Source organism: Bacillus cereus group sp. BfR-BA-01441 (assembly GCF_022663075.1).
Lineage (GTDB): Bacteria > Bacillota > Bacilli > Bacillales > Bacillaceae_G > Bacillus_A > Bacillus_A cereus.
The window spans coordinates 1-18592 of record NZ_JAKUEU010000010.1 but is presented as its reverse complement, the minus strand read 5'-3'; the positions used below and the strand labels follow the sequence as shown (position 1 = coordinate 18592).

The following is an 18592-nucleotide window of genomic DNA, read 5'->3' as shown; positions in this document are numbered from 1 at the left end:
GATAGTTGAATTATCTCTCTTCTCTTATACTTAAAGTAAGAAATGAAACGAGGAGAGATGAGAGATGAAAAAAATGATAGAAGTGATCGTAGCAGTAACTGAGGTTTTAGTGAATGGTAAACAAGTTGCAATGGAATTAAATAAATAGTGAAGAAACATAAATAATTCTACACTTCTTCATTATTTTGATTTCTTATCTCAAAAAAGCAGTGCCTTTTAGGCACTGCTTTTCGCTATTAATAACGTGGTATTTTCGTAATTTGTGCCACGCCTGAATCAATAGCTGCTTTCGCTACTGCTTCTGCAACACTTGGAACAACTCTTTTATCTAATGGATTCGGGATTACATAATTCGCATTACGTTCTTCATCAGTAATGATGTTAGCGATCCCATATGCTGCCGCTAATTTCATCTCTTCTGTAATATCAGTTGCGCGCACATCTAACGCACCGCGGAATATTCCGGGAAACGCCAATACATTATTTACTTGATTCGCATAATCCGAGCGTCCAGTTCCTACTACAGCTGCCCCAGCCTCTAATGCATCCTCAGGGAAGATTTCTGGAATTGGATTCGCCATTGCAAACACAATTGCTTTCTCATTCATCGTCTGTACAAGTTCTTTCGTTAATACGTTAGGAGCAGATACGCCAATAAAAATATCAGCTTGGTGAATTGCTTCTTTTAACGTTCCACGCACATGTTCACGATTTGTCTTTTTTGAAACTTCAATTTGTGCTTCGTTCATCCATGTTTCACCTTCACAAACAATACCTTCTAGGCTAACTAGCGTAATGTGCTTTGCACCAGCCTTTAATAATAATTTTCCAATTGCAATTCCTGCCGAACCCGCACCGTTAATAACGATTTTCACATTATCCATTTGTTTGCTAACAACTTTTAATGCATTAATAACAGCTGCTAAAACGACAATAGCTGTTCCATGTTGATCATCATGGAATACAGGAATATTCGTTTCTTCTTTTAATCGTTTTTCAATTTCAAAACAACGCGGTGCTGCAATATCTTCTAAATTAATCCCTGCAAATGTAGGCTCTAAATTTTTTACAAGGGTAACGATTTCATCTACATCCGTTGTGCCTAAACATAATGGGAAAGCATCTACATTCGCAAACTTCTTAAACAAAATACTTTTTCCTTCCATAACAGGCATAGCGGCTTTCGGTCCAATGTTTCCTAAACCGAGTACCGCTGTTCCATCTGAAACAACTGCCACCATATTGCCACGTGCTGTATAGTCATACACTGTTTCTTCATCTGCCGCAATCGCTTTACACGACTCCGCTACACCTGGTGTATACGTCAGGCTTAAATCATCCGCTGAATTTACCTCCACTTTACTTGTAATTTCAATTTTCCCTACTAATTCTTTATGCAATAACAATGATCTTTCATTAATTTGATTTGCTAACATACTTATAATCTCCCCTTAATTTGACAAGCTAGCTATACGAATATAGCTAGCTTGTTTGATCATGAAAACATTTTTAATAATATTGTCGCCGTTACAACCATTGCCGCCCCGCCTAAACGAGTTGAAATTTGCGCGAACGGCATTAATTCCATACGATTTGAAGCCGATAAAATAGCAACATCTCCAGTTCCGCCTAAACCGCTATGACATCCAGTTACAATCGCCGATTCAACTGGATACATCTTCATCACTTTCCCTACAAGAAAACCTGATGCTACCATTGTAAGAACAACCGATGCGCACACAACAACATATCCTACTGAAAGAACTGCTGCTACGTCTTTTAACGGAATATATAGCAATCCTAATCCAACCATTAAAGGCCAAGTTAAATTCTTCGAAATAAATTTATATAAATGGAATGCTCCTTGCTCCATTTTTGCTGGCATTAATTTAAAGTATTTCACAAGTGCTGCTGAGAAAATCATAATGATTGCCCCAGGAATACCGATGAACTTAGAAGCAAATCCTCCGAAGATGAAGAACGTACACGCAATTAATAAACCTGCTCCCATTAATGAGAAGTCAATTGGCTTCTCTGTATTTTGTTCTTTTAATAATTCTGCTTGATTGTCTGTTTTCACTAATACACCGTTACCACTAAGCTCCGGTTTCTTCTCACCTAAACGCTTCATATACCCTGCACTTACAATTGCGAACATATTTCCAATAATAGCTGCTGGAATAAGCTGTGATACAAACGTTGCTGACGATTCATTTAAAATATCACTATAAGCTAGCGACAATGGTAAAATCCCTTCCCCGATACCACCACTCACAATTGGTACGATGATAAAGAAGAATGTGTGCTTCATTTCAAATCCAAATAATGAACCGACCAATAACCCTACTGCTACAGAAGCTAACGTCCCTACTACTAAAGGAATAAACATGCGAACGAAACCTTGTACTAACACTTTACGGTTCATTCCTAAAATACTTCCGACTACTAAACAAGAAATATATAAATATAAAAAGTTCGATTTTTTCATTAACATAGTCGCAGCTTCCATTGAAGCTGGATTCATCCAGTTAAAAAATACAAGTAATGATGGAATAAATAACGAAAGTATTGCTGGACCGCCGATATTTTTTAAAATTGGAATTCTCATCCCAATATCGCCTAAGAAAATCCCCATGATCATAATAACTGCAAATCCACCAATCATATCTGCTGGCAATTTATTATATACAGATGCCCCATAAATAATAGCAGCCAATACTACATATAACGGTAAAGGTATAACACCGATTTTTACATTCATAATTTTAGAAGCGAAAGATTCTCTTTGTACTTCATTTCCTTCAGAAAATGATACCGCTTCCACATTCTTTTGAATTCCCATATGGCACCCCCTCGTTTTCTTAATAACAATATTAAAACGCTTTCAATAGTAAAAATAGTTTTTGTAAGTTTTGTAATTGATTTTGTAATTAAAAAAAGTATAAGCGACTTATACTAAGTCGCTTATACGTAAAACTCTATTTTCTTTTGATCAACACATCTTAATTTACTTACAGGTCTTCCCACATGTTGGTACACCATTTCGTTTTCTAACACCCCAATGTCAGTCAAAAACATTACATATTTTCGAATAGAAACTCTTGAAATTCCAACTAATTGTGCCATTTCATCTGTTGTAAACACCCTTCCATTCAACGACTCGATCTTCTGCCAAATTAATTGCAATGTTTGCTTCGTTAACCCTTTCGGAAGCTCTTTCGTGACAGTAGGCTCCCTTTTTTCTTTTTGTAAAATTAACGAATCTAATTCCGATTGACTAATTTTTTGTTGTTCTTTCATGAAAGTAAGTTTTTCTCGATATATAGTTAATGCCTCTTTAAATCGTTCAAATGTAAATGGTTTAATTAAATAATCTACTACGCCATATTGTAATGCTTTTTTAATACTTCCCATATCATGTACAGCTGAAATCATTATAATATCGATTTCTTTTTCTTGGTTCCGGATATACATTAAAAGCTCAAACCCAGTCTCTTCAGGCATAAAAATATCAAGTAATACTAAATCTACTCGTGATTTCTCTAATATTTCTATCGCCGACTTTACTGAGTTAACTGCTTGAACAAGCTCAAACCCTCCTACTTGCTCTAAATAATGCGTATTTAACATTGCTACCATCGGGTCATCTTCTACAATTAAAACTTTAATCATATTTGCCTCTCATCCCTACCTTTAGGTATTTCAATTGTTATCGTTGTTCCCTTTCCTACTAATGAATGCATATGAATTTCCCCATTTATTCGCTGTATACTTTCTTTTACAAGATACAAACCATAACCGCGGTTATCTCCCTTTGTGGAATAACCTTTCGTAAATAATTCCTCTATTTCTTTTTCTTGTATACCTTTTCCCGTATCTTGTACTGTAATAGTTAATATATCCCCGTGTTGTATCTTAACTTCAACTTGCTTCTTTTCACAATTCGTAACTGCCTCTAATGCATTATTAATTAAATTTCCAACAATCGTAATAAGTTCATGAGCAATACTTTCATCATCTATTTCCGGCATATAAGAATCTTCACTTATAATTAATTTTATATTTTTCTCTCTAGCATAGCTGAGCTTACCTAGTAAAAAACCCGCAAATACTGGACTTTTTATTCTTTTCATAACTCCACCAATTTCATATTGATGCTCTGATACCATGCCGCTTATATACTTCTGTAATTCTTCATACTGTTTCATATGTGTAAGCCCTAATACGACATGCATCTTATTCATAAACTCATGAGATTGTGCCCGTAATGCTTCTGCATATAGTCTAATACCAGTTAGTTCCTCTGCTAGTTTTCTAATCTCTGTTTTATCACGAAATGTTGCAATTGCACCAACTATTTCTCCTTTTACATATAAAGGAACTCGATTCGTCACAATCGTAATTCCGTAAATATTTTGTTCTTCGTTTAATTGTACTTCTCCCGTTTGCAATACTTCTTTTATACGTGAATTTGGCATATACAACTCAACATCTTTACCGATAAAATCTTCTTCAAGTCCGCTTTTTTTAAATAGACGTTTCGCTTCATTATTAATTAACGTTACTCTAGCCTCTCTATCTACAGCAATAATACCTTCCTTTACAGATTGTAGCATCGTATTTCTTTCTTCAAGAATTTTTGCTATCCTGTGCGGCTCAAGACCGAATAAGCTTTTCTTTATATGTCTAGCTAGCAATATTGCTCCTATAATTCCGACTAATACACCAACTCCGACACCAATATAAATGATATGTCTACTTTCCTTAACTCTCTCTTTTACATTATCTGCTGAAATACCAACAGCCACTGCTCCAAGTTGTTCACCTGTTTCGGAAAATATTGGTACAAACACTCGCATGGAAATACCTAAAGTTCCTTCTGCTAACGATACATGTTCTTTTCCTTTCAATACAGGCCCTTCATCCCCGCCAATAAAATGATGACCTATTTTTTGAGGATCTGGATGAGATTTTCTTATTCCATCCATGTCCATAACTACAATAAATTGAACACCTGTGTTTTTTAATATCCTATTTGTATACGTTTGGATTGCAGAGGTATCTGCTTTCCCAACCAAGCCATCGATTACAATCGAATCATTCGCCACAATGTGTGCAATTGTTTTTGCTTTCTCTGCTTGGCTATCCTCCGTCGTCCGTTCTACATTATGACTAATTAATATATCTGTCACAAGTAAAGAAAAAATTACAACTGTACAAACTAACAATGTAATCGTTTTCCACAAATTCCATAGTCTTTTTCTTTTGTTCATCCCGTTAATGACTCCCCTAATTGCTGAATAGAAAAATAAGTAAGGTGATATTATTTTCACCTTACTTATCTGCTATTATTATACTTTAAATTTACTAGTCATCGCTTGTAGTTCTTCGGCCATCTCAGCTAAGTTTTGCGAAGCTGAACTAATTTCTTCCATGGAATTAACCTGTTCTTCTGTTGAAGCTGCAACACTTTGCATACTAGCTGTATTTTCTTCTGCAGCAGCTGCAATTTCATCAATAGCATTTGTCACTTCATTTGCATCTCCAGCAATTCTCTTCGTTGTTTCTACCATTTGATTAACTTGAGAAACAATATGTGTAGTAGAACTTAAAATTTCCGTAAAACTTACTTTCGTTTTTGTTACAACATCAAGGCCTTGTTGAACTTCTCCATTCACATTATCCATTGCCTTAACAGTATGTTCAATATCCGCCTTAATTTCTGCGATTAAATTTGCAATCTCTCCAGATGACTCTCCTGATTGCTCTGCTAATTTTCTAACCTCATCTGCTACAATAGCAAATCCTCGTCCCTGTTCACCTGCTCTTGCTGCTTCAATAGCCGCATTCAAAGCTAATAAGTTCGTTTGAGTAGCAATGTTTTGAATTGCTTCAGAAATAGCTCCTACCTGCTTTGATTTCTCATCAAGAAGTTTAATAATAGCATCTGACTCGGATACCGATCTAGAAATAGACTGCATTTGTTTTGCGGTTTGTTCAACTAAATCTTCTCCCTCTTCTGCTCTTTCTCGCGCATGTAATGAGGAAATAGAAATTGACTCTGCGCTTCCAGTTACATCTTGAATTGCTGTATTTACTTGTTGCAATGTAGCCGCACCTTCTTCAACACCTTGACTTTGTGATTCGGCCCCACCTGATACTTGTTCCATTGCAATTGTAATTTGGTCTGTCGCATCATTTGCTTGCTGTACGCTTGCTGTTAACTCTTCTGCCGATGCTGCAACATGTTCTGCTGAAAAGCTAATTTGGGTAATAACATCTTGTAAAGACGTAGACATTTCATTAAATGAATTCCCTAATTTTCCTATGTCATCCTTGGAATGGATTGTAATTTTCTCTGTTAAATCTCCGTTACTAATTTTATATGCCGATTCAGCTATTTTTCGTAATGGCCTTGTAATAGACTTTGTAATGAAATAAATTAATACACTACCAAATGCAATAGCAATAGCAATGACAATCAAAGTCTTATAAAACACTGGACTGGCAGCTTGAGTAATTTCTTCATCGAACATAACGCCAACTACTTTCCAGCCTGTTTTCTCATTTGTTGCAAAGATTAAATTCTTTTTATCATCTTGTTCTGTATAAGACACATTTCCTTGTTTATCTTCATAAATTGGTTTAATCCAAGGATCAGTAACTTTTGCACCTGGTTTTCTAGATGGATGACTAACAATTTGCTTATTTTGATCTAAAATAACTGCATAACCTTTTTCACCAATGTTAATCATTTTGGAAATTTTTAAGATGTTATCTAAATTTAAATTAATTCCTATAACACCTTTACCATCTTTTACTTCTTTCGCAATTGTCACTACCATATTTTTTGTAGACGCTGATTGATATGGTGCAGTAACAATTACTTTCCCTTTATTTTCATGTGCTTCTTTATACCAAGATCTATCTGTTGGATTATACCCATCAGCCATTTGGATAAATGGTTCTCTTATAAACTTTCCCGTCTCTGTTCCAATATAAATACCTTCTACTTCTGGATGAAGCTTTATATATTGTGCTAACTTCGTTCTTACTATTTCTTCTTGTCCATTTGGATATGTATCCTCTGTTAAGATGTCTGCAAAGTACGTCGCATCAACAAATTTCTCTTCTATATTTTGAGAAATAACAGTATTTAAAATCGAAATATTCTCCTTTGCTTTATCTGTCATTTGATGTTCAAAATTTGTTTTGGCAGTTTGATATGAAACACCACCGATAATAATTCCTGGTATAGTTAAAATAATAAAAAATGAAATGATTAATTTTTTATTGATACTCATACATTTAACCCAGTTAAATATTTTTTGCATAATAAGCCTCCTTTATGTAATGTGGATACTTGTGTCATTTTATACAATTAACATATATAAAACAATATATAATGATAAAATGTAATTTTTTCTTCAATTATGCATTTTTGCATATTCATTCCTTATACGTATTTTAATCATAAAAATAAGAGAACTTTAGCATTATATATGCTAAAGTTCTCTTATTTCTTAACAGCGTCTACTCTATAGAACTTCTCTTATAATCCTCAAATGTTTATCCTTCACCTTATAGTCATATTACTAAAAATCTTCGTCCTAATTTATTTAGCGCTCTTTACATAACTAATCGCCTGACTTCCCATTTGTACCCATGCCTGTTCAAAGGTTTCTCTCGGTACTTTTACATCTAAGCTATCCTCAAGTGGATCTCGAATATATACAGATTCCTGATCATACCCAATAAGTACAACACAATGTTCATTATACGTAATAGAAACATCTCCACTATTTGTTTCCCATGTAGTAAATTCATCTTCATCTAATGGTGCAAATGTTGCATTTGTGATCATGACTACAGGTTGCCCTGCTTTTACACTCTTATAAATTTCTTCTATATTCTTCCCTGTTAAGTCTACAGCTTTATTAGGTAAATATTTTTCCGCTAACTGAAAAAGTGGCCCATGATATACACCGTATCCTGATTCAGAGAATGTATAAATATTACCTACAAATCCTTCATTCGGATTCCCGCGCACACCATCTTCTATAAAATTAACTTTTTTTATTTCATTTGCTAACGTCATCTTATCTACTGAAACACCAGCGTATTGTAACATCATCGCTAAGCTTGTCACTTCACAGCCTCTATCTAGCTCTGGTAGTTGCTGAATTAATGGTACACCTGATAAAATGGCCTTTTTATCATTATTACTAAATTCCGGTTCTTTTCCATTTTGTATATTGAAGAATGTCAACTTCTCCACATACTTTGTAATTCCATTTGTATATACACTCCATACAGCTATAGCTAGTAATGCTATACATATATACCACTTAAACCTCCGTATCACTCTCACGCCCTTTTTAGTTCGTTAAATAAGAATAAAATGCGTCAGCATCCGTTCGAATCACTGGTACAAAATTTAGTTCTTTTTCTCTCTCAGGTTGATTTTTTTTTATTTTTTCTGTTAGCTCTTGAATATTCATGTTCGCTTTGTCCATATTAAGCTCATCTGCCAATTGTAGCACCTTTTGTTCATTAATTTCTCTTAACACTTGATATATATCTTTACCGTACAAATCAATATGATATTTTTTTGCTTCTTCCTGTACTTTTTGTTCGTACACTTCTTGTGCTAACTCTTCGATTTCCTTCCCTTTTTGCGAAATGTCTAACTTCCCTGCTTCTTCTCTTACTTTCGTTCCGTAGATTTCTTCCGCAATGTCTTCAATTTCTTTTCCATTTGTTGAAATACCTAATTTATCCGCTTCATTTTTAATTTTAATCGTATTAATTTGATTAATTAAATCTACAATTGATGTATTCTCTATCGATATGCCTAGCTTTAAGGCTTCTTGCTTCACTTTTGTTTCATAGATTTCTTCAGACAGAGTTCCAACATCTTTTCCTTCAATCGAGATGCCTAACTGCTCTGCTTCTCTTCCTACTTCTGTTTCATGAATTTCTTTTTCTAGCGTAATTTGTTCTTTTCCTTCCGTTTCAATACCTAGTTTCTCCGCTTTTTCTTCTGTATTCACCGCATGTATCTTTCCATTGTTTAATTGTTCTTTACTGCGCTGTGTGTAATCTGTCTTTCCTTTTGATGTTTCAGAAGGAGAGGCACCCCCTAATATGCTTAAACTCATTACTCCAATAGTGAATACCGTCATCATTTTCTTTTTCAAAATTAATTCCTCCCTCTTACACTTTCTTTTCCATCATTCCCATAATTTTTTTAATACTATACATACATCTCATCGCTGCTTGAGATAACATTATGATTGATAAAACTCACTCACATACACCTAGTCTCTTCTTCATGTAACGAACTTTCTTTATGCCATACATAATATAAATAGTTTCTTAACTTTATCTTAAAAAAAGACGACCTTGTAAAAACAAGATCGTCTTCTTACTTATATTCTTTGATTTTTAGGGAATATCACTTCAAAGCAAGTTCCATCTCCCCATTTGCTCTCTACTGATATTTTTCCATAATGCTTTTCTACAATCCAATTTGCGATTGAAAGACCTAATCCAGCTCCTTCTGACGTACTTCTTGCTTTATCCCCTTGATAAAAACGATCAAATAATTTCGGAATATCTTCTTCTTTCACTCCTATCCCGTTATCCTTCACCTGTATACGAATTGCACTACTCGTTTGCGTGCAATCAATTTGAATATGCCCGCCTTCGTTTGTATACTTCATCGCATTATCTAACAGTATGACCATCATTTGATGAATCCGCTCTCTATCCCCCATAAAAGATACACCACGTTCTACTTTTAGCATCATTTCTTTTTCTTGATAAGAAGCAATCTCCTTATATGGAGCTACTATTTCTTCTAACAATTTATCAAGTTCAAATGTTTTCTTATCCATCTCAATTTGATTAGAATCAGAACGTGCTAGCAATAATAAATTACTAACGAGTTTCGATAACCGCCTACATTCTTTTGAAATTGTAGAAATATCCATCGCTTTTTCTTCTATCGTAGCGGATGGTGACTGGAATAAAACATCCGTTTTTGATTGAATAACTGCAAGTGGTGTCCTGAGTTCATGTGATGCATCAGAAACGAATTGCTGCTGTTTCTCCCATGAATTTTGAATAGGTACGAGTGCTCTACCAGCTAGGAAAAAGCCGATACCTATCGCACAGAGGCTTCCTATGCTACAACCTATAACAAGGATTAAAAATAAAGTATTTAACATTCTTTCTTCCGCTGTTATATCTCGCACGATTTGAACTATTTCTCCATCTTTTTGAAGCGAAAATGCTCTAAAATATCGTCCTTGTACTTCAATATCTTGTAACTCCTCTAATTTTTCGGGAGAAAAACTTTCCAAATTCTCTTCAAAAATAGAACGGAATTTACGGTTATCGCCCTCTATTTTCACTATTTTCCCATTCCAAGTTATTCTAGTTACTCGCGGATCTCCAATTTGGATATTCTCCATGCGTTTTCTTGGTGGTACTTTAACATCTAATTTTTCTCTATACTGAGCTATCATTTTTATAGATTGATCTACTTCACTATAAATACGCTTGTATGTGTACGAATAAATAATACTGCCTAATATACCTATTAATAGAATAAATACTAATGAGTTCACTATAGTCAAACGAATGCGTGTTTTTTGAAACATACTTCCTTTTTTCATTGTTCTTTTAATATATATCCAATACCTCGAACGGTTTGAATATCTTTCTGATAACCGAATGGCTCTAATTTTTTACGTAAATGATGCACATACACTTCTACAATCGCTACTGTCGTATCTGAATCAAATCCCCAAACACGATCAAAAATTTGTTCACGCATTAAAATCTTTCCGCTATTTTGAACAAGGTACTCTAGAAGCTCATATTGTTTTAATGATAACTTCATACCTTTTCCATCTACTTGAACATCTTTATCTTTTCCGAACAATTCAATGCCTTTATAGCGAATTGTTTGCTGCGTTGTTAAACTACCACTTCTGCGTAGTAAAGCACGAATTCTCGCTTTTAATTCAGGGGCCTGAAATGGCTTAACAATATAGTCATCTCCACCAAAGTCCAATCCCTTCACCCGATCTTCTAAAGAATCTCTCGCTGTCAAAAACAGGACTGGTGTTTCAATCTTTTCATCTCGTATTTTTTGAATCACTTCAAATCCGTCCATCCCTGGCATCATCACATCCAGCAAAATTGCATCATATATATTTTGAAGAGCTAAAAACAATCCATCTTCTCCATTTATTGCCGTATCTACTTCAAATTCATCACGTAAAATTTGTACGATAGACTCTAATAACGAAGCATTATCTTCTACTACAAGTAAACGCATGCTCTCACCTTCCATCAAATAGTTCAATTCTATTTATTATTACATTTCTTCTCTTCATAACAAAAGAATGTAGTTACATTACGTAATTTCATTTTTAACTATTTCCTTCTAAAATTTTGAAGTTTTATTATAAAAACTTTGTCTTAAATTTAGCTTAATAAAAAATTGAAAGAAATAAGATTCCTCTTATCTCTTTCAATTTTTTATTACATATACCTTTTTACTCGGCAACTCTAAACAATTTAGCTGACCGCCATACACAGCCCCGCCATCAATCCCAATAATACGATTACTACCAAAATACACTCCGCAATCCTCACTACCATGAAGCGTTTTTGTTTCCGTATGCCCAAATACAATAACCTTTTCACCGCTATATCCATTATGAAATTCATTACGGATCCACATTAATGTATATGGTTCAGATTCAGAAACTCGTTTCATCGGTTCAACCCCAGCATGTACAAATATATACTCTTCTGTTTCAATGTAATGATCTAATTCTTGAATAAACTTTATATGTTCCTCTAATACACGAGAGTGTAAAATCGGTTTTTGGAAGTCTTTCTCATTAACCGCAATATCTTCTTCTACAAATCCATAGCTATATAATGTCTTATCTCCACCATTTCTTTTTACCCAATGGTTCCATGAACGTTCCTCATTTGTCGTTAACGCCTTAATCATCATATCTTCATGATTTCCTTTTAAAATGAGTGCTCCATCTTTTTTCAATTCTCTTACCTTTTCAATTACAGCACGCGCATTTGGACCACGATCTACATAATCTCCCAGTAAGATTAATTGATCCTGTTTCGCATCATATTGAGCTTCTTCCAATAAATGTTCGAACTTTTCTATCTCTCCATGAATATCACTAATAACAAGAATTCTTTTCATATTATCCCCCCTCTTTCTAATTATAGTTCAAAACGACAGAAAGTTCAGAATTGAAATCCCGCATTAACGGGCAGTAAGCCCCCCACTGATTACAGTTTCACTTTATTACAAACTAAACTATTATCCTTACAACAATGTAAGTCTCTTGTCATCCAATTCGATAGTTGTAATTACTGTATTTCCTTATACTGAGAGTAAGAAATGAAACAAAAAATAAGGAGAGATGAGAGATGAAAAAAGTAATGAAAGTTGTAGTAGCGGTAGTAGAGGTTTTCGTAAATGGTAAACAAGTCGCAATGGAGTTAAATAAATAATGAAAAGGACAACATTCACTCTAGACCCTTTACTCATATAAAAGAGATAAGACTTCATCATTTCTTTGATCCCTTATCTCCCTATAAAGAAAGCCGTATCCCTTTTAAGGATACGGCTTTCTCTTATTTTTGACTCGTACGAGCTGAAATGCTAATTGCTCTATCTGTTGCTTTGGCAGCTTCATCTAACGCTTCTTTACTATTCTTCCCGTCATACATCGCTTCTAATGCTTTTACAACTGCATCTCGTGATTCTGGGAATACACTAATTAAAGCCCCTTGTGTTGCTGGAGATTGCTTCGTCGCTTGCAATTGATCTACTGTTACTTTCAACTGTGGATATTTTTCATATTGCTCTTTTACTAATGGCTCATTATATGCATCTGGATTAATTGAGAAATAACCTGTTGCAGTATGCCATTTTGCTTGTACGTCTGGCTTCGTTAAATATTTCATAAAGTCCCAAGCACCTTGTTGCGTTTCTTCTGAAACCATATTCGTCATCCATAATGATGCTCCACCAATAACAACACCATTTTGTTTCGAATCCTCTGGATACGGAATATGTGAAACACCTACATTAAACTTAGATGCATCAATTAAATCACGAACACCTGCTGAAGAATCTAAATACATAGCAACTTGTCCAGACTGGAACGCGGCACGAATATCATCCCAACTTGCTCCATACTTTCCAAGTGCGCCAGCTTTATTTAAATCATCTAACATTCCAAATACTTTCTGTCCTTCTTTACCGTTAAATACCGCCTTCTTTGCAGCATCCTTACGACCGTTTTCGTTATCTACATATAAAGCACCTTGTGTCGCTAACAATTCTTCAAAGAACCAACCGTAGTTAAGCATGGAGAATCCATATTGTTTTACATTTCCGCCTTCTTTAATCGTTAACTTTTTCGCTGCTTCTTGTAATTCCGCATATGTTTTTGGGGCTTTCTCTGGATCTAAGCCCGCCTTTGCGAAAGCATCTTTATTATAAATTAATACTGGTGTAGATGAATTAAATGGCATAGAATACATTTTTCCATCAACTGAATAATAATTTGTAATTGCTTTTTCTAATTTTGACGTATCGTACTTATCTTTTTTTATCCAGCTATCAATTGGTGTGATTTTTTTGCTATCAATCATATATTTCGTTGTAATTTCACTCGATTGAACAAGAGCTGGCGCTTCTTTCGTTGCAGACATCGTTCTAAATTTCGTTAAAGACTCTTCATATGTCCCTTGGAACTCTGCCTTTATCTCATATTTATTTTGCGACTTATTATAGTCTGCAACAAGACCATCTAATACTCCTTGTGTTTTTCCACCCATCGCATGCCAGAAGCGAATTACAGTTTTATCACCATTTTTTTCAACTGGTGCTACTTTTGCCTGTACTTCAGGTTTTCCCTCTGTTTTACTATTTGAACAAGCTGCACTAGATAATGCCATTGTTGCTACCATTAATAGAGCAGCACCTTTTTTAACTAGACTCATTTAAATCTCACCTTCTCTTAGTTATTTAATTGCACCTTTTGTTAATCCTTGTTGTAATTGCTTTTGCCCTAAAAATAGTAAAATCAATGTTGGAATAACGATAACCGTAACACCGGCCATTACGCTTCCCCAATCAGTTGCAACTTCTTGAGACTGAAGCTGCTTTACACCGATTTGCACTGTTCTTACTTTTTCATCAGTGGTCACTAAAAGTGGCCATAAATACATATTCCATGTTGTTAAAAAGCTATATACTCCAAGCGTAATAAAACTCGTTTTACAATACGGTATTACAACGCTGAATAAAAATCTTATATTTCCAATCCCTTCAATAAAAGCAGCTTCTTTCAGTTCATTCGGGAGTGTCATAAAATGTTGACGTAACAAGAAAATACCGAAAGCTGTTGCAAAAAACGGCACTGTCATCCCGGCGAAACTATTGATCCAGCCAAAGTTTTGAATCGTTAAAAAGTTAGGCACCATCGTTGCTTCCCACGGAATAAGCATCGTTGAAATAAACAGGAAGAAAATTAAGTTTCTCCCTTTAAACTGAAGAAAAACAAAAGCATAAGCTGCTAAACTTGATACGATAAGTTGTCCAATCATAACGACTGTCGATACAATTAAACTGTTATATAAGTATGTAAAAAGCGGTACTTTTTGAAAAATATTAATGAAATTATCAAAAGTAAACTGGGTCGGAAATAACCTTCTCATTTGAATATCGTCTGGTGTCATAAAGCTTATTAAAAATGCATACAGTACAGGAAAAAATACCATCACTGCACTAATAATGAGTAGCATGTATAATAGGAAATTTTGTTTCCACTGTTTAACAATCATTTATAATGCACCTTTCTCTCAGCAAACTTAAATTGAAGTAATGTAGCAACGAAAATGAAAACAAATAATACCATCGCTTGTGCACTTGCTGTTCCAAATTGATGATTCACAAACGCCTCTTTGTAAATCGAGTACACAATTAAATTCGTTGCATCATTTGGTCCACCGTGCGTTAAAATATCAATTTGTCCAAAGCTTTGGAACGCACTAATTAATGTTACTGTTACAATAAAGAATAAAGTTGGTGATAGCATCGGTAATGTAACACGGCGAAGCTTATATAAATAACTAGCACCATCTATAGATGCACTCTCATATAAAGACGTATCAATATTTTGTAAACCACCTAATATAACTAAAAATGCAAAACCTGTATTCACCCAAACTGTTGTAACTGATACAGAGAATAGTGCCCAGTCCGGACTCGTTAACCATGCGATTGCAGGAAGGTTCATAGAGGCTAATATATTATTAAATAATCCTACACTTGGATGAAATAAAAATAGCCAAATCACTGCACTAGCAGCTACTGATATTCCCATCGTCGAAGAAAACAGAACTCGGAATAACCCAATACCTCTTACCTTTCCATTTGCAATCAATGCAAGAAACAAAGCAAATATAATACTCGTAGGAACTGTATATAAAACAAATAATAAAGTTGATTTTATACTTTTGTAGAAGGCTGGATCAGAGAATAAATATTGATAATTTTCTAAGCCAACGAAAAGATTAGCTTCTCCATGTATATCGGTTAAATAAAAACTATAATAAATCGTCCTAAACAATGGATAGAACAGAAAAATCGAAAATAGCAAAATAGATGGCGCCAAAAACAATAATCCTATTCTTAAATCTTTCGTTCTCTCCCATAATTTTTTCTTTTTTGACACCTTTGTTTGAACTGGTAACTTACTTACTTCGATCATTATTTCGCCACCACTTTCAACTCTTCTTCACCTACCACTTTTAAGCGTTCATTCGTGTTTTCGTTAAAGAAGCATAACTTTTCTTGCGAGAATAATAATTTTACTTTGTCACCTTTGTTCAGGAGTAACTGTCCGATAACTTTCGCACTCCAAGTTGTTCCATTTACCGCAAAGTTCAATATAGATTCATTCCCTAATACTTCTACAGATTGCAACGTCACTTCTTGTCCCTCCTCAGACAGTGCAATATGCTCAGGGCGCATGCCTATGCGAATTGTTCCTTCTGGTAATTGCTTTAACTGTCTAATAGATAATGGAATTTGCAATTGTCCTATATGTAATACACCTTTTTCTTTATTTACTTCCCCATCATTTATATTCATAGAAGGAGAACCTATAAAGCTTGCAACAAATTCGTTTGCTGGTTCGTTATATATGTTAAGTGGTGTTCCAACTTGCTGTATACTTCCTTTATTTAAAACCATGATACGATCACCCATAGTCATCGCTTCTATTTGATCGTGGGTAACGTAAATCATCGTAATTCCTAATCGCTGCTGAATTTCTCTAATTTCAATTCTCATTTGCGCACGTAATTTCGCATCCAAATTCGAAAGTGGTTCATCCATTAAACAGATTGGCGCTTGACTCACAATTGCCCTGGCAAGTGCAACACGCTGTCTTTGTCCGCCTGATAATTGGCCTGGTTTCATTTTCACATACTCTTTCAGTCCTACCATTTCAATAGCTTCCATTAATCGCTTTTGTCGCTCTTCTTTTTGTACTTTTCTTACCTTAAGTCCAAATAAAATATTTTCTTCTACAGATAAGTGTGGATATAATGCATAATTTTGAAATACCATTGATAGATTACGGTCTTTCGGCTCTAGATCATTTGCAACACGTTCATTAATAATTAAATCTCCTGAAGAAATCTCTTCTAAGCCAGCGATCATTCGTAATAATGTGCTTTTCCCGCATCCCGAAGGTCCAACTAAAACAAAAAATTCACCCTTCTTAATATGAACCGATACGCCTTTAACCGCTGTCTCTTCTGCATTTTTATATACCTTTGAAACATTTTTCAATTCAATCACAAGGTTGCACTCCTTTTTTCTTCTTGTATCCATACTTCATAATGACTTGTTGAAATCGCACTTGCTCCTGCACGAATTGCAATTTCCGCATCTTCTCGCGTTTGAATCAGCCCTCCTGCAATAATAGGAAACTCTATTTCCTCTACTAGCTGCTTAATAATAGAAGGCATAATCCCCGGCATAATCTCTACTGCATTTGGTTTAGTCGTTTTACAATTTTCAATTGATTTAGTAAGAGATAAAGTATCTACAATAAAAATACGTTGAATTGTTTTCAATCCAATTTTATTAGCATTTCGAATTGTTGAACCCTTTGTTGAAATAATACCTTGTGCCCCGATAACATCTTGAATATACAAAAGCGCTTCCTCTGTATTCGTATTTAAGCCTTGTATAAAATCACAATGAAGAAATACATCATGTCCATGTTTCTGCAATTCATATACACGCTCTGGTAATTCCAGCATTGAACCAGTCATAAGAAAAACTGTTTTCGGCAATTTTTTGTATGCTTTGTATCCTTTCCAATCCTTTATCATCGCAATATAAGGTTCTTTAAACATTTATTCCACCTAACTGTTCTATTTTTATCCAAACTAAAAACACCTACTTACATAGAACGCCTTTCTCCTTATTTGAACTCTAGGGAATAGAGCACACCTAAGAAAGTGGCACATTATATGTAAGTGGGTGTTCTCAAATGTTCTCTACCCTAGTTATTTTGTTACCTTTACTATATTACGCATTTATTAAGTCAGTTTTGATAGATTGTTAATTAGGTGTTAATCGAATGTTAATATTCACCATATCATCATTTACATTAATCTAGATATTAAAATATAAATAAATAGAACGAAACAATACTTAAAATTCAATCAATATGTAAATTCATTCCATAGTTAATGATTTTTAGTTTGCTTGCCACTGCTTGCAAACTAAAGTTATCCCAAGCAGTACTATAAAGTGGAATGCGCCTTTTCTCTTGTATTGATATGGCCCAGGCTGTAACAACATCAGTACCATATCCGTTCCCTTGAAACTCCGCTAAAGTTTCCACACTTGCCTCAGCAGCTACGGGCGTACTTCTGGCACTGCAACAAACAGAAACTACTTTTTCATTTTTTACAATTGCCAAATAAGGTTGCCTCCTTATTTACTCCATTTACCATCCATTCATAATCTATTTTTCATGTTCAAAATAAAAATCCCATTCAAATACACATTACTGAATCCATCATACTAACTGATTTCTTCATTCTGTCTATCTAAATGGGATTATTTTTCGTTTTTTACTCTACTGGTTGTTGTGGCTGTACTACTTCATTCGCTCCAGCTACCCTCAACATATTTACAATATCTTTAAAACCTCTTTTTTCAGCGTATTGCAGTGGTGTCAGATGTTCCTTGTTAGCCATGTTTACATCTGCACCGTGATCAATAAGTAATTGAATTACTTTCTTATGGTTTTCACTACCATTTCCTAATACAATTGCTTCTAATAACGCTGTTCCACCACGTTCATTTTTATAATTCACATCAATATCTGTATGCTCTAATAATTCTTTAACAACCTCTACATGGCCACGCTCAGATGCAGAAATAAGTGCTGTCCCACCTGACCTAGTCGTTTCTTTCGTATTAACTCCTGCATTAATTAAT

General features: G+C 34.6%; 16 protein-coding genes and 2 pseudogenes. All 18 read right to left on the bottom strand.

Annotated elements, in window-relative coordinates; all coding sequences use genetic code 11:
* Window positions 1-236: 236 nt before the first annotated feature.
* Window positions 237-1436, bottom strand: coding sequence for an NAD(P)-dependent malic enzyme (locus MR107_RS06770; protein ID WP_000880780.1), 1200 nt, complete (start codon window positions 1434-1436; stop codon window positions 237-239).
* Between the two features lie 59 nt (window positions 1437-1495).
* Window positions 1496-2842: a 2-hydroxycarboxylate transporter family protein gene (locus tag MR107_RS06765; protein WP_000512722.1), complete on the bottom strand. Its 1347-nt coding sequence runs from the start codon at window positions 2840-2842 to the stop codon at window positions 1496-1498.
* Window positions 2843-2964: 122 nt separating this feature from the next.
* Window positions 2965-3672: a response regulator gene (locus MR107_RS06760; protein ID WP_064531981.1), complete on the bottom strand. Its 708-nt coding sequence runs from the start codon at window positions 3670-3672 to the stop codon at window positions 2965-2967.
* A complete protein-coding gene (locus MR107_RS06755) occupies window positions 3669-5273 on the bottom strand; it encodes a sensor histidine kinase (RefSeq protein ID WP_064531979.1) in 1605 nt (534 codons plus the stop codon). The genes MR107_RS06760 and MR107_RS06755 overlap by 4 nt, the downstream gene beginning before the upstream one ends.
* A gap of 78 nt (window positions 5274-5351) precedes the next feature.
* Window positions 5352-6170, bottom strand: coding sequence for a methyl-accepting chemotaxis protein (locus MR107_RS31940; RefSeq protein WP_432804035.1), 819 nt, complete (start codon window positions 6168-6170; stop codon window positions 5352-5354).
* Window positions 6171-6290: 120 nt separating this feature from the next.
* Window positions 6291-7193: pseudogene (locus tag MR107_RS31935) on the bottom strand (cache domain-containing protein); the annotation flags it as partial.
* Window positions 7194-7615: 422 nt separating this feature from the next.
* Window positions 7616-8365: a C39 family peptidase gene (locus tag MR107_RS06745; protein ID WP_462065504.1), complete on the bottom strand. Its 750-nt coding sequence runs from the start codon at window positions 8363-8365 to the stop codon at window positions 7616-7618.
* A 13-nt stretch (window positions 8366-8378) separates the two neighbouring features.
* Window positions 8379-9200, bottom strand: a complete 822-nt coding sequence (locus MR107_RS06740; protein WP_089170389.1) for a transporter — start codon at window positions 9198-9200, stop codon at window positions 8379-8381.
* Between the two features lie 231 nt (window positions 9201-9431).
* Window positions 9432-10682, bottom strand: coding sequence for a sensor histidine kinase (locus MR107_RS06735; RefSeq protein ID WP_305037293.1), 1251 nt, complete (start codon window positions 10680-10682; stop codon window positions 9432-9434).
* Entirely contained in the window at window positions 10679-11350 is a 672-nt protein-coding gene (locus MR107_RS06730) for a response regulator transcription factor (protein ID WP_001238621.1), read from the bottom strand. The genes MR107_RS06735 and MR107_RS06730 overlap by 4 nt, the downstream gene beginning before the upstream one ends.
* A gap of 195 nt (window positions 11351-11545) precedes the next feature.
* Window positions 11546-12250 carry a metallophosphoesterase family protein gene (locus MR107_RS06725; RefSeq protein WP_000821949.1) on the bottom strand — a complete coding sequence of 235 codons (705 nt, stop codon included), beginning with the start codon at window positions 12248-12250 and terminating at the stop codon, window positions 11546-11548.
* A gap of 437 nt (window positions 12251-12687) precedes the next feature.
* Window positions 12688-14064: an ABC transporter substrate-binding protein gene (locus MR107_RS06720; protein WP_242292201.1), complete on the bottom strand. Its 1377-nt coding sequence runs from the start codon at window positions 14062-14064 to the stop codon at window positions 12688-12690.
* A gap of 21 nt (window positions 14065-14085) precedes the next feature.
* Window positions 14086-14907, bottom strand: coding sequence for a carbohydrate ABC transporter permease (locus tag MR107_RS06715; protein ID WP_000635946.1), 822 nt, complete (start codon window positions 14905-14907; stop codon window positions 14086-14088).
* Complete coding sequence (locus MR107_RS06710) at window positions 14904-15836, bottom strand: carbohydrate ABC transporter permease (RefSeq protein ID WP_000573797.1); 933 nt, start codon at window positions 15834-15836, stop codon at window positions 14904-14906. The genes MR107_RS06715 and MR107_RS06710 overlap by 4 nt, the downstream gene beginning before the upstream one ends.
* A complete protein-coding gene (locus tag MR107_RS06705) occupies window positions 15836-16933 on the bottom strand; it encodes an ABC transporter ATP-binding protein (RefSeq protein WP_000571391.1) in 1098 nt (365 codons plus the stop codon). The genes MR107_RS06710 and MR107_RS06705 overlap by 1 nt, the downstream gene beginning before the upstream one ends.
* A complete protein-coding gene (locus tag MR107_RS06700; RefSeq protein ID WP_000472003.1) occupies window positions 16930-17496 on the bottom strand; it encodes a glycerol-3-phosphate responsive antiterminator in 567 nt (188 codons plus the stop codon). Before MR107_RS06700 ends, MR107_RS06705 begins: the two co-directional genes overlap by 4 nt.
* 308 nt (window positions 17497-17804) lie before the next feature.
* Window positions 17805-18080: pseudogene (locus tag MR107_RS06695) on the bottom strand (GNAT family N-acetyltransferase); the annotation flags it as partial.
* A 142-nt stretch (window positions 18081-18222) separates the two neighbouring features.
* A partial coding sequence (locus tag MR107_RS06690) for an ankyrin repeat domain-containing protein (protein WP_242292200.1) occupies window positions 18223-18592 on the bottom strand: 370 nt, incomplete at its 5' end.

Excerpts from the sequence above, each read along its gene's own strand:
- MR107_RS06765 (WP_000512722.1), bottom strand. The coding sequence starts at position 2,842 with ATGGGAATTCAAAAGAATGTGGAAGCGGTATCATTTTCTGAAGGAAAT.
- MR107_RS06760 (WP_064531981.1), bottom strand. The coding sequence starts at position 3,672 with ATGATTAAAGTTTTAATTGTAGAAGATGACCCGATGGTAGCAATGTTA.
- MR107_RS06715 (WP_000635946.1), bottom strand. The coding sequence starts at position 14,907 with ATGATTGTTAAACAGTGGAAACAAAATTTCCTATTATACATGCTACTC.
- MR107_RS06710 (WP_000573797.1), bottom strand. The coding sequence starts at position 15,836 with ATGATCGAAGTAAGTAAGTTACCAGTTCAAACAAAGGTGTCAAAAAAG.
- MR107_RS06725 (WP_000821949.1), bottom strand. The coding sequence starts at position 12,250 with ATGAAAAGAATTCTTGTTATTAGTGATATTCATGGAGAGATAGAAAAG.
- MR107_RS06770 (WP_000880780.1), bottom strand. The coding sequence starts at position 1,436 with ATGTTAGCAAATCAAATTAATGAAAGATCATTGTTATTGCATAAAGAA.
- MR107_RS06755 (WP_064531979.1), bottom strand. The coding sequence starts at position 5,273 with ATGAACAAAAGAAAAAGACTATGGAATTTGTGGAAAACGATTACATTG.
- MR107_RS06720 (WP_242292201.1), bottom strand. The coding sequence starts at position 14,064 with ATGAGTCTAGTTAAAAAAGGTGCTGCTCTATTAATGGTAGCAACAATG.
- MR107_RS06735 (WP_305037293.1), bottom strand. The coding sequence starts at position 10,682 with ATGAAAAAAGGAAGTATGTTTCAAAAAACACGCATTCGTTTGACTATA.
- MR107_RS31940 (WP_432804035.1), bottom strand. The coding sequence starts at position 6,170 with ATGGAACAAGTATCAGGTGGGGCCGAATCACAAAGTCAAGGTGTTGAA.
- MR107_RS06730 (WP_001238621.1), bottom strand. The coding sequence starts at position 11,350 with ATGCGTTTACTTGTAGTAGAAGATAATGCTTCGTTATTAGAGTCTATC.
- MR107_RS06700 (WP_000472003.1), bottom strand. The coding sequence starts at position 17,496 with ATGTTTAAAGAACCTTATATTGCGATGATAAAGGATTGGAAAGGATAC.